The 11,870-nt window shown below is 41.2% G+C and carries 10 protein-coding genes, 1 tRNA gene and 2 rRNA genes; 1 reads left to right on the plus strand and 12 read right to left on the minus strand.

Annotation, left to right across the window (positions count from 1 at the left end):
* Positions 1-7 precede the first annotated feature (7 nt).
* From hisG to HMPREF9449_RS08530, 6 genes are all read right to left on the minus strand, one after another.
* Positions 8-865 (minus strand): ATP phosphoribosyltransferase, encoded by an 858-nt coding sequence (gene hisG, locus HMPREF9449_RS08505; protein WP_009136850.1) that lies wholly within the window; start codon positions 863-865, stop codon positions 8-10.
* Between the two features lie 322 nt (positions 866-1,187).
* The gene (locus HMPREF9449_RS08510; protein WP_009136851.1) at positions 1,188-2,231 is read right to left on the minus strand and encodes a hypothetical protein; all 1,044 of its coding nucleotides are present in this window, start codon (positions 2,229-2,231) and stop codon (positions 1,188-1,190) included.
* A gap of 22 nt (positions 2,232-2,253) precedes the next feature.
* Positions 2,254-2,793 (minus strand): DUF4924 family protein, encoded by a 540-nt coding sequence (locus HMPREF9449_RS08515; protein ID WP_009136852.1) that lies wholly within the window; start codon positions 2,791-2,793, stop codon positions 2,254-2,256.
* A 12-nt stretch (positions 2,794-2,805) separates the two neighbouring features.
* Positions 2,806-3,198 (minus strand): RNA-binding S4 domain-containing protein, encoded by a 393-nt coding sequence (locus HMPREF9449_RS08520; protein WP_009136853.1) that lies wholly within the window; start codon positions 3,196-3,198, stop codon positions 2,806-2,808.
* Positions 3,199-3,220: 22 nt separating this feature from the next.
* Positions 3,221-3,802, minus strand: a complete 582-nt coding sequence (gene pth, locus HMPREF9449_RS08525) for an aminoacyl-tRNA hydrolase (RefSeq protein WP_009136854.1) — start codon at positions 3,800-3,802, stop codon at positions 3,221-3,223.
* Positions 3,803-3,816: 14 nt separating this feature from the next.
* Positions 3,817-4,392, minus strand: a complete 576-nt coding sequence (locus HMPREF9449_RS08530) for a 50S ribosomal protein L25/general stress protein Ctc (protein ID WP_009136855.1) — start codon at positions 4,390-4,392, stop codon at positions 3,817-3,819.
* A 493-nt stretch (positions 4,393-4,885) separates the two neighbouring features.
* Here HMPREF9449_RS08530 and HMPREF9449_RS16255 point away from each other — a divergent pair, with 493 nt between their 5' ends.
* Positions 4,886-5,056 carry a 4Fe-4S binding protein gene (locus HMPREF9449_RS16255; RefSeq protein ID WP_009136856.1) on the plus strand — a complete coding sequence of 57 codons (171 nt, stop codon included), beginning with the start codon at positions 4,886-4,888 and terminating at the stop codon, positions 5,054-5,056.
* 74 nt (positions 5,057-5,130) lie between these two features.
* Here HMPREF9449_RS16255 and HMPREF9449_RS08540 read toward each other — a convergent pair whose 3' ends face one another.
* The 6 genes from HMPREF9449_RS08540 to HMPREF9449_RS08565 all read right to left on the minus strand — a co-directional run bounded on the left by HMPREF9449_RS08540 (position 5,131) and on the right by HMPREF9449_RS08565 (position 11,860).
* The gene (locus tag HMPREF9449_RS08540) at positions 5,131-5,658 is read right to left on the minus strand and encodes a 5-formyltetrahydrofolate cyclo-ligase (protein WP_009136857.1); all 528 of its coding nucleotides are present in this window, start codon (positions 5,656-5,658) and stop codon (positions 5,131-5,133) included.
* Between the two features lie 113 nt (positions 5,659-5,771).
* On the minus strand, positions 5,772-6,422 hold the full coding sequence (locus tag HMPREF9449_RS08545) for a Crp/Fnr family transcriptional regulator (protein ID WP_390621393.1): 651 nt from the start codon (positions 6,420-6,422) through the stop codon (positions 5,772-5,774).
* Positions 6,423-6,501: 79 nt separating this feature from the next.
* Positions 6,502-8,070, minus strand: coding sequence for an NAD+ synthase (locus tag HMPREF9449_RS08550; protein WP_009136859.1), 1,569 nt, complete (start codon positions 8,068-8,070; stop codon positions 6,502-6,504).
* A gap of 606 nt (positions 8,071-8,676) precedes the next feature.
* Positions 8,677-8,787 (minus strand): 5S ribosomal RNA (gene rrf, locus HMPREF9449_RS08555).
* A 61-nt stretch (positions 8,788-8,848) separates the two neighbouring features.
* Positions 8,849-8,925, minus strand: a tRNA-Met gene (locus tag HMPREF9449_RS08560).
* Between the two features lie 45 nt (positions 8,926-8,970).
* A 23S ribosomal RNA gene (locus tag HMPREF9449_RS08565) occupies positions 8,971-11,860 on the minus strand.
* Positions 11,861-11,870: the final 10 nt, after the last annotated feature.

The following is an 11,870-nucleotide window of genomic DNA, read 5'->3' on the forward strand; positions in this document are numbered from 1 at the left end:
TTTTATCCTATAGAATCATCTTTTCTATCGGGATAATTAAGATTCCTTCAGCTCCTGCTTCCTTTAAACTTCCGATTACCTCCCAAAATTTATTTTCATTCACCACAGAGTGAACCGACACCCAACCTTTCTCTTTTAAAGGCATTACAGTAGGACTTTTCATCCCCGGCAATAAAGCACATATCCGGTCCAAAGCAGTCTCCGGCGCATTTAACAATATATATTTACTGTTTTTCGCCGCCAACACAGCTTTAATCCGAAAAACGAATTTATCCAATAAAACCCGTTTCTCTCCTTCTAAGCAAGGATTGGCGACCAGAATGGCTTCCGATTCAAAAATTTTATATACTTCCTGCAAACCGTTTTTGAAAAGTGTACTCCCGGAACTCACTAAATCGCAAATAGCATCCGCTAATCCAATATTGGGAGCGATTTCGACAGAACCGGAAATTTCATGTATTTCAGCCTCAATCCCCTTCTCCGTCAAAAAATCTTTTAAAGAATTCGGATAAGAAGTAGCAATCTTTTTCCCCTGTAAATCAGATAAATCGGTAAATTCCATACTTCTGGGAACAGCGATCGATAAACGACAACGGGAAAAACCTAAATCCAACACATGAACAATTCCCGTTTTTTTCTCTCTCTCCGTATTATCTCCGATAATAGCTATGTCCGCTACTCCATCTTTTACATATTGAGGAATATCGGAATTCCGTAAATACAACACTTCCAACTGAAAATTAGAAGCCTGAGCCATCAACTGGTCCCTTCCGTTATTAACCGATATTCCACATTCCTTCAATAAAGTCAAGGAATCTTCATTCAACCGGCCCGATTTCTGAATTGCAATTTTTAGATTAGTCATAAGGTTCGTTTTATTAGAAAGCCGAACCTGAATCAGAAAGGAAATAAAAAAGCCCGCCTGATTCAGGCGAGCTTATTATACTTTAAAATAGATTACGGCATAACGGCATCATCTCACCTGAAGACAGTGATGGCAATGATGATGGTTATGATGTAATACAATACGATACATGATTTTTCTCTTTATGTGCGACAAATGTAAAAGTAAAAATTTATTTTCCAAAGCTTTTTTAAAAGAATGTTAGATTTTTAACAAGATTCCTTCTGTTTGCTAATTCCTTCCAAAATTTTTCTGCTCTCTCCCTTTTTCTGTCAAACAGAAATTATTGAATATATAAATTTCCATTCCGGATTTCTAAATCTACTTTTCCGGTTCGCTTCTTATTTCCAATAAAACCGGTTTCTACAAGTACATTTTTCTCAGAAGTAGGTTGCTGACTCAGCTGGAAATCGGCAGGCAGATCCATTTTTAAACTCTTATTATGCTTTAATTCCAAATTATAGCCTGCTCCTTCCATAAAGGTCAAACCGACTTTTGTATAATTCGTTCTCAACTGGATTAATGAAAAATCGGTATGAATATTCCGGATATTTATTTCTCCAAAACGCATGGTCATGCTCAATTCATTTCCAAGATCCTGAATTTCAAATTTGGTAGAATTGGCCGTACCCGACATCTCTTCAATTTCTCCCAAATCCAGCTCTCCATTCTGGGAAGTAATATTCAGCTTTGCCGCAGTTGCCAGATTACCGGTACATTTCTCTAAATTCAATTTAGCCTCTCTGACTTTCTCTATCTTTAAATTGCAATCTTTGAATTGTCCATTCAGGGTATTCACATCATCAACCACAAAGTTCCCCCCACTCTGTAAAATTTGCAATACTCCGTCCTTCATTTTACCCAATTGAAAGTTACCGTTTTTAATATCGATAGCCAGATCTCCCTCAAAATTGTTTATAAATACATTTCCTTCTGTATTAATAATTCTCAATTTCATCCCATAAGGCAATACCACTTTGTAAACAATATTGATCTCTAATCCGGAAAGCAATTGCTTAAAAAACACATCTTTCCCGAAAGTAGTCTCCACATTCAAAAAGCCCCCGCTCACGACATCCTCGATATGGATATATTCTATAAATTCATCAGCCTTACTTTTATTTTTAGCCGTTACACTGATGGTAGCCGTCACATCAATCTTGTCTGCTTTTTTCTGTTCCACATCAATCTGCCCGTAACGATTTGACAAAACTACTTCTGTAATACCAGCTTTATCAAAACTTTTCTGATATTCTTTTTTACTGGTTTGTGCATAGAGTGTTACCCCCATAAATATCATCCCTAAAATAAATAAAGTCGTTTTCATAAGCTTAGTCATTTTATATAAGTTAGTTCTTTTCTTCTTCCATTTTGTTATATCGGGCAGCCAGATAAGCAATCATATTACTGAATGTCTTGACCGCCTGCTCTGTTTGAACAGAAATCTCTTTTTTCTCCAATCGCAACATCAAAATCCCATACAAAGCATTTAAGGCTAATTCTACGTCACCGACACTTTCATCTACGCCCGACTTTTCCCGGAATTCCACCAAATTTGCTGCTGCCTGCGCAACAATCTGTTGGTAACGCATATCCCGGGTTTCGTGCAAAAGGAAAAAATGCAATTCCGTCAATTCATTTACATCATTTTTCAATACTTGTATATGACCGCTTTTTTCCACTTTTTCCAAACGCATCATCTCGATGAGATTCTCATACCACTCATGCATCTCTTTCGCCGTCGCTTCATCTATCCGATAACTTCCGATGAGCTTTTCGTCTACTTGCCGTATATCTAAATTCAATGCCCGTAACATCGCTTCTACCTGCCACATATATAAAATATATTCGGCAATATTGGTCTTTTTTTTCTCCCGCGCAATCAGCATTGTCCTGTATTTTTAATCTTCTTCATAGTTTTTCATCCGATCAATCATTCTCCTGTCCCGTTTCGTAGGCCGCCCACTCCCTTTTTCCCGGTATTCAAATCCGTAAGCTCTGGCCGCATTTAATAAATCGAATTGTTCTTGAGGCGTTATATCTTCTACAAAATTTACAGCCAATGGAGCAGACATTCTCTTATCTGTAAGTTCTTTTACCCGGTATTGCCGTTCAATCGGAGCCAAGCGCACTTTTATCACTTCCCCCAACCGGACTTCCCGGGAAGCCTTTACAGGGATATCGCCTATTTTTACGTGCCCTTTGTTACAAGCCTCCGCAGCCAGGGAACGGGTTTTAAATATCCGTACCGCCCATAACCACTTATCTATCCTAACTTTATCTCCTTCCAACATAAGCTCTCCGTAAATTTTCAGATTATTCCGATTCTATTATCTTCTTTCCATTAAAAGAAGTCATCGTTTTAGATAATCCCAACAATACAAAACTACTAATAATTTCTTTACTACGTTCTAATAAAGCATCCATATGCTTGATTTCTTCCTCTTTCCACCCCCCTAATACATAATCGACCTGTTGTCCCTTTTTAAATTCATTTCCAATACCGAAACGTAAACGGGCATAATTGGTTGTCCCCAGACAAGCATTAATACTCTTCAAACCATTATGCCCCCCATCGCTTCCTTGTCCTCTCAGTCTAAGTGTCCCAAAAGGTAAAGCCAGATCATCCACCAGAATAAGCAGATCTTCCAACGCAATCTTCTCTTTCTGCATCCAATAACTGACAGCTTTACCACTTAGATTCATATATGTGTTGGGCTTTAATAATATCAACGGACGCCCTTTCAATTTGACTTCCGACACGGCTCCATAACGCCTATCTTCAAAAACAACATTGGACGCCTTTGCAAAGGCGTCCAATACATTAAATCCGATATTATGCCGCGTATCTTGATATTCCGGGCCGATATTCCCCAACCCTACAATAAGATACTTCATATCTCACTTTTTAACTATTTCTTATCCCCCGCTTCTACAGATTTAGAGGCTCTTGTTACCTTCACTTGTGCGATTACGACTTCCTTCGCATTTACAACTTCAAAATTATCGAAAGATAATTCTTTTACTTTAATCGATTTTCCTAATCCCAAAGAAGTCACATCCAATTCCACTTCTCCCGGTAAATTAGCAGGTAAAGCTTTTACTTTTAGCTTCCGGATCACTTGAACCAACTTACCACCGGCTTGTACACCCTCTGCAAATCCTTTCAATTTTACAGGCACTTCTATAATAACCGGCTTTTCAGCAAAGATGTGATAAAAATCAATGTGCAAAATACGGTCTGTCACGGGATGAAATTGTATCTCACGCATCACAGCTTCGTAAGCATTTCCATCAATCATTATTTTTACAATGTATACGAAAGGAGTATAGACCAATTTTGACAAATCTTTTTCTACAACAGAAAAATGAATATTCTCCTTTCCACCATACAATACACAAGGAACTTTTTTCTCTTCTCTTAATACTTTTGTTGCTTTTTTCCCTAAATCGGTTCTTAGTTCTCCTTTTAATTCAAATACTTGCATAATACATATGTTATGTGCTACTCAAAAACAAATTTAAACTCCGGGGATCTAAGTCAATTTGTTCTCCCATTGCACTGATTTCTATTATTCCCCGATTAAAACAGTGGGGCAAAGATATAAATTCTATTGTAAACAGAAAAACATAATCCTGAATTTTTCCTTTTAAATCTGCTGGATAAGAGACGTCCGGGGCCTCAAACGACTCGGAAATTATACCCCTTAAAAAAATGAATTTTCACCCTACACTTATAAAAACAGGAAAGGCTCCCCGGGACAGTATTATCGTATGTGTGTGTGTTGGGAAAGATACTGCCTCACCGGGGAAGCCCCTGTTTTTCTCTTATTACGTATCTTTTTCCCCAGTGTTTCAAGGTTTAATAACTATTAAACCTCTCTATTTTTTTTTCAATTCCCAATAAAACTGCAGAAAACCTTTTTTCTTTCAAATATTGGTTTTAATTTTGCCCATTATTAATCAATAAAACTTAAAAAAATGGCTTACGTAATATCTGATGATTGTATCTCTTGTGGTACATGTGAAGGAGAATGCCCGGTAGGAGCAATCTCAATGGGTGCTGATCACTATCAAATTGATCCAGACGCATGTACAGAATGTGGCACTTGCGCTGGAGTTTGCCCAGTGGAAGCTATTAAACAAGCCTGATAAAAATAAAAAGCGACTTTTGTCGCTTTTTTTTTGAGTTTATATCTTCCTGACATTCTGCTTTTCGAAAGCACTCATTTCATAACAGCATCCATTCGGATATCGTGGGGCTCCGTCGGCACTTCTTCCACAAACTGAAAAGCAAAACACACACCTATTTTATAGGCCTTGCAATTTTGTAAAATCTTATCGTAATATCCCTTCCCACGCCCTAAGCGGTTTCCTGCCTCGTCAAAAGCCATACCCGGGACCAGTATTAAATCAATCCGGTCAAAATCTGTAAATACCTCTCCTACCGGTTCGGGTATTGCATACCCTTCTCCCGGGCACAATTTCTCCTCCCCATCAAAATAACGCAATTCCAATTCCCCTCCTTTGACACAAGGCAGTAAAAAAATTTTTTCCCGGGACCAACGCTTTATAAAATCATGAGTATACAACTCATCTTCCAACGACCAATAAGCTAAAATTATTTTCGCCTGCTGAAAATGCTTATCCTGCTCCAATTTTTTCCAAACCTCCAACGACAGCAGCCTTCTCTCTTCCTGGGTGTATTTCTTTTTTAGTTCCCGAATGTATTTTCTCAGTTCCTTTTTATCCATTTTATCCGAATTTAATCGTCAGAAACATAGTATTCTTCACGTCTGAAAAATCCTTATAAGTATTCCCTTTTTACGCTCCCATTCTCCCTTTATCACAACGACAAAGCATCCCATTATCCCTGATTATTCACCTGTTCCAGCTTTTCTTTATCGATAATTTTTATTTTTTTCCCGTCCAATTCCACAATTCCTTCGCTGGCAAAATGAGAAAGCGTACGGATGGCATTGGCTGTCGTCATATTGGACAAATTGGCCAGGTCTTCCCTCGTCAGGCATACCTTTAAGGTAGCATTGTCTGCCTCATAACCATACGTATCTTTTAAAACCAACAAAGCTTCTGCTAATCTTCCCCGAATATGCTTTTGAGTAAGGGTCACGGTTCTCCGATTTGAAAATCCCAGATCCGTAGCCAATGCACGGATAATACTCATGGCAAATTCAGGATTGGTACGGACAATATCGAAAATCAAATCGGTTTTAATACGACAGACGATCGAATCCTCTAAAGCTTCTGCCGATGCAATATGCATTTCTTCTGCAAAAAAAGCTCTGTAACCAATAAAACCTATCGGCTTTGCCATTCGGACAATCTGCTGTCGTCCGCCGACACCTTCTTTAAAAATTTTGACTTTCCCGCTTACAAGGCATAATAACCCGATAGGCATCCGGCCTTCCTGATAAATCAAATCTCCCTTTTTGTAAGAAATACAAATAGTCGTCTCCGTAATTTGCTGCTTTACTTTTCTGTCTAATTCCGACAACAAAGAATGAGGACTTTCAATGCAAATCTGACATAAATTATAATGGAGATCGGGATCGTTGATAATCTGCATAATTAATTATTTAAAAAGGTATTCTTCTACCCCTACCAAAAGCTTTTTTACTTACTTTTAATATAGGCGGACATTGATTTCTTTTATATTCATTCCGATCTACTAAACGGATAACTTTATCTACCGTTTCCCGCTGATAACCTTTTTCACAAATACTCTCCAAAGATAAATTTTCCTCTATATATAATTTTAAAATAGGATCTAAAAGCGCATAATCCGGTAACGAATCCTGATCTTTCTGATTGGGGCGCAATTCAGCCGAAGGAGCTTTGCGTATCGTATTTTCGGGGATAAGAATTCCCTCCCGGTTTATATCCTCAGCCAATTTATATACATCCGTTTTATATACATCCCCAATCACCCCTAAAGAACCGCACATATCCCCGTAAAGTGTCCCATAACCGACAGCTACCTCACTCTTATTCGAAGTATTCAAAGCAATATATCCGAATTTATTCGACATAGCCATTACCAAAGCCCCCCGGATACGAGCCTGCAGATTTTCTTCAGCTACATTAAAAGGCTTATCCCCAAAAACAGGAGAAAGAAGGCTCAGGTATTGATCGTATATTTCCTTTATCGGCAACAATTGATGAGAAATTCCCAAATTTTCTGCCAAGTCATAAGCATCTTGCAAAGAGTGGTCCGAAGAATAAACAGAAGGCATCAAGACTCCCATTACATTCTTTGCCCCAATCGCTTCAGCCGCTAAAGCCGCTACGATGGCAGAATCAATCCCTCCGGAAAGCCCTAAAATAGCCCGCGTAAATCCGTTCTTTTCGAAAAAATCCCGGATACCGTGCACCAATGCCCGGTGAACTAAAGAAATATGAACTCCCCGATGCTCTGGTATAGGCGGCAAAGAACCCATCTCATGGGTATCCACAACCTGAAAATCCGTTTCGAATTCCTTCAAACGAACCACTAATTTACCTTTATAATTGTATCCCAAAGAATTCCCATCCAATAAAATCGAAGTCGCCCCTCCCACCATATTTACAGTCAAAATATTCTTTGAATATTTGTAGGACAAATTCTTTAAAATTTCCTGACGGAAAATCAAACTTTCCGTAGTGAAAGGAATAATTCCCAAATAAAGGACAATATGATCCGAACAATCTATATATTCCGATTCGTATTCATCAAAGAGAATGCGGATCTTCTGATTTTTATAAGTAAGAGGGGTATTTTCTTCTCCAGCTACAAAATAACGGCTTTCCTCAAACACATCATAATCACTCAATATGGTTTTATGAACACCATCCGTCACTTCCCCATTCTGGATGAAATAAGCAGAATTATACATAATTCCACTTTGTATATCTAAATTAGGAGCCCCCACAATAGCCGCAATACCCTCACATTCCATAGCCAACCGATCTACAGCTAATCTGCATTCATCCACAAAAGCCTCTTTTTCCAGCAAATCCTGTGGAAAAGGTCCGCAAATAGCGAGTTCCGGAAATACAATTAAATCCGCTCGAACCTGCTGCGCTTTCTTTATAGCTTCCAGCATTATTTCGTAATTTTTCTGGACATTTCCCGTTATATAATTGAGCTGAGGAATAGCAATACGCATAATTTGTCTGAATTTAAGGGTTTATTTATAAGAAATCACTCGATTTTCCCATCAATCAATCAGTTCAATACCCCGGATTTCTCCTATTTCTCTGTGGTAAAATTACGATTTTTAGATTTAAAATAAGTAAAAAGCATAAATAAGTTTATAAGTACTTCTCTCTCTTGCTTTGCAAAACACACTCGCAGAGCCTCGTCCCTAAAAGAAAAATATTTAAAAGATAAAAGTATCCGGACATTCAAAGGTATACACCTTCTCTCAGCAACTACTCATTTTTCGGCAATTAAGAAGAAATATAGCTACTGCTCCCTCAGGCAGCCATGAAATATCTTGCCACTTCACCCAAAAAAAATTACACAGTAGGGACGTGCCCTACTGTGTAATTTTTACTTCAATCCAGATAGTGTTCCGAAAAGTGGTAAATCCTATCCATGATTATTTTTGTAAGTGTCAAAGCAAACCATCCTAATTGGATTTACACAGTAGGGCACGTCCCTACTGTGTAAAATAATAGAAAATTTTACCTGAAAACAAAAGCAGTCCTGACCCTCCACCCCCCGAATACAATAGAAAAACCCTGACAACTCTCGTCGTCAGGGTTCCTAAATTCGGCGCCTACCTACTCTCCCACCTTTAGGCAGTACCATCGGCGTGAAAGGGCTTAACTTCTCTGTTCGGGATGGGAAGAGGTGGATCCCCTTTGCTATAGGCACCTGTTAATATTTTCCAAATTAATGATTACGTACCAATGAACACGCTTGTCCAGTAATCTTAGATCTGGTAGCGAGAGGCGGGCTTGAACCGCCGACCTCATGATTATGAATCATGCGCTCTAACCAGCTGAGCTACCTCGCCTTAATTTGACATCTTACCGGAAAGTTAAAAAATATATAATTCACTATAATGAAGCTATCGGGTGATTAGTATTGCTCAGCTGTGCCGTCACCGACTATACACCTGCAACCTATCAACGTCTTCGTCTTAAACGACCCTTAAAAGAATATCTCATCTTGAAGTTGGCTTCGCGCTTAGATGCTTTCAGCGCTTATCCTTTCCGCACGTAGTTACTCAGCAATGCAATTGACATCACAACTGATGCACCAGAGGTGCGTCCAACACGGTCCTCTCGTACTAGTGTCAGATCTCCGCAAATATCCTGCGCCCACAACAGATAGGGACCGAACTGTCTCACGACGTTCTGAACCCAGCTCGCGTGCCACTTTAATCGGCGAACAGCCGAACCCTTGGGACCTTCTCCAGCCCCAGGATGTGACGAGCCGACATCGAGGTGCCAAACCGCTCCGTCGATATGAGCTCTTGGGAGCGATCAGCCTGTTATCCCCGGAGTACCTTTTATCCTTTGAGCGATGGCCCTTCCATACGGAAACCACCGGATCACTATGCTCTTGTTTCCAACCTGATCGACTTGTAGGTCTCACAGTCAAGCACCCTTATGCCATTGCACTCTACTGGCGATTACCAAACGCCATGAGGGTACCTTGAGAAGCCTCCGTTACGCTTTTGGAGGCGACCACCCCAGTCAAACTACCCACCATGCAATGTCTCTCCACTAAGGAGATTAGACCTCAGATAAGTAAAGGGTCGTATTTCAACAGCGGCTCCATGACACCTGACGATGCCATTTCAATGCCTCCGACCTATCCTACACATCACTTACCCAAAATCAATGCAAAGCTGCAGTAAAGGTTCACGGGGTCTTTCCGTCCCGTTGCGGGTATCCGGCATCTTCACCGGAACTACAATTTCACCGAGAACATGGCTGAGACAGTACCCAGATCGTTACACCATTCGTGCAGGTCGGAACTTACCCGACAAGGAATTTCGCTACCTTAGGACCGTTATAGTTACGGCCGCCGTTTACTGGGGCTTCAATTCAGATCGTCGTATTGCTACTAAACCCTCCTCTTAACCTTCCAGCACCGGGCAGGTGTCAGGCCATATACATCATCTTACGATTTAGCATAGCCATGTGTTTTTGGTAAACAGTCGCCTGGGCCATTTTACTGCGGCTGGGGTTAAACCCAGCGTCCTTTATCCCGAAGTTACAGGACCATTTTGCCTAGTTCCTTAGCCATGAATATCTCGAGCGCCTTAGTATTCTCTACCCGGTCACGTGTGTCCGTTTACAGTACGGGTCATATATGCCTGAAGCTTAGCAGATTTTCTTGGTAGTCTGATTACCCGCATTATCCGCGCAGCCGAAGCCTTGCGGTACTATCACCCATCTCCTCTGCTGACGTACTTAACTATCAGCATCGACAGATAAAGACTTCAACGTACTATTTCGTCTGTACGCAGCGGTGTCACTACTACGTCCCTGCATCGCAGCATATATGAGTACAGGAATATTAACCTGTTGGCCATCGTCTACGCCCTTCGGCTTCGACTTAGGACCCGACTTACCCCCGGTTGATTGACATTGCCGGGGAATCCTTGACCTTTCGGCGTGCGGGGTTCTCACCCGCATTATCGTTACTTATGCCTACATTTGCTTTTCCATCTGCTCCACAATACCTCACGATACTGCTTCGACGCTAAATGGAATGCTCTCCTACCACTCACCTTTCGATGAGTCCATAGCTTCGGCTGTATGCTTATGCCCGTGTATTATCCATGCAGAACCGCTCGACTAGTGAGCTGTTACGCACTCTTTAAATGAATGGCTGCTTCCAAGCCAACATCCTAGCTGTCTGTGCTGTTCCACCGCGTTTTGTCAACTTAGCATACAATTCGGGGCCTTAGCTGATGGGCTGAGTTCTTCCTCTTTCGTCCGCGGACCTTAGCACCCGCGGGCTCACTCCCTGTCTGTAAAGTTACTGCATTCGGAGTTTGGCCGGATTTGATAGGCGGTGAAGCCCTCGCATCCAATCAGTAGCTCTACCTCAGTAACTGAAAAACAGAGGCTGCACCTAAATGCATTTCGGAGAGTACGAGCTATTTCCCAGTTTGATTGGCCTTTCACCCCTACCCACAAGTCATCCGGAAGCTTTTCAACGCTTATCGGTTCGGTCCTCCAGTTTGTGTTACCAAACCTTCAACCTGCTCATGGGTAGATCACTAAGGTTTCGCGTCTACCGCCTCTGACTAGTCGCCTGTTTAGGACTTGCTTTCGCTTCGGCTCACGTACGTTTACGTACTTAACCTCGCCAGAGACGAGTAACTCGTAGGCTCATTATGCAAAAGGCACGCCGTCACCCCAAAAAGGGCTCCGACAGCTTGTAAGCGAATGGGTTCAGGGACTATTGCACTCCCCTGTTCGGGGTTCTTTTCACCTTTCCTTCACAGTACTGGTTCACTATCGGTCTCTCACTAGTATTTAGCCTTGCCGGATGGGCCCGGCCGATTCAGACAGGATTTCTCGTGTCCCGCCTTACTCAGGATTCTGCTATGTATCATAAACTTATATGTACGGGACTATCACCCTCTATGATCGCTTTTTCCAAAACGTTCCATTTCATTTATTACTACAATATCGCAGTCCTACTACCCCACAAATGCCGAAACAATCGTGGTTTGGGCTGTTCCCCGGTCGCTCGCCACTACTGGGGGAATCACTGTTGTTTTATTTTCCTACAGGTACTTAGATGTTTCAGTTCCCTGCGTTTGCTTACCCGAAGGTATAATACATCTTCAATGTATTGGGTTGCCCCATTCGGAAATCTGCGGATCAAAGGTTATTTGCACCTACCCGCAGCTTATCGCAGCTTATCACGTCCTTCATCGCCTGTGAGAGCCTAGGCATCCACCATTCGCTCTTATTTGCTTCTATTATATTTTTT

Origin of the sequence: Odoribacter laneus YIT 12061, assembly GCF_000243215.1 — a bacterium.
Classification (GTDB): domain Bacteria; phylum Bacteroidota; class Bacteroidia; order Bacteroidales; family Marinifilaceae; genus Culturomica; species Culturomica lanea.

Coding starts and splice junctions, on each gene's coding strand:
- hisG (WP_009136850.1), bottom strand. CDS start 865: ATGACTAATCTAAAAATTGCAATTCAGAAATCGGGCCGGTTGAATGAA.
- HMPREF9449_RS08510 (WP_009136851.1), bottom strand. CDS start 2,231: ATGAAAACGACTTTATTTATTTTAGGGATGATATTTATGGGGGTAACA.
- HMPREF9449_RS08515 (WP_009136852.1), bottom strand. CDS start 2,793: ATGCTGATTGCGCGGGAGAAAAAAAAGACCAATATTGCCGAATATATT.
- HMPREF9449_RS08520 (WP_009136853.1), bottom strand. CDS start 3,198: ATGTTGGAAGGAGATAAAGTTAGGATAGATAAGTGGTTATGGGCGGTA.
- pth (WP_009136854.1), bottom strand. CDS start 3,802: ATGAAGTATCTTATTGTAGGGTTGGGGAATATCGGCCCGGAATATCAA.
- HMPREF9449_RS08530 (WP_009136855.1), bottom strand. CDS start 4,392: ATGCAAGTATTTGAATTAAAAGGAGAACTAAGAACCGATTTAGGGAAA.
- HMPREF9449_RS16255 (WP_009136856.1), top strand. CDS start 4,886: ATGGCTTACGTAATATCTGATGATTGTATCTCTTGTGGTACATGTGAA.
- HMPREF9449_RS08540 (WP_009136857.1), bottom strand. CDS start 5,658: ATGGATAAAAAGGAACTGAGAAAATACATTCGGGAACTAAAAAAGAAA.
- HMPREF9449_RS08550 (WP_009136859.1), bottom strand. CDS start 8,070: ATGCGTATTGCTATTCCTCAGCTCAATTATATAACGGGAAATGTCCAG.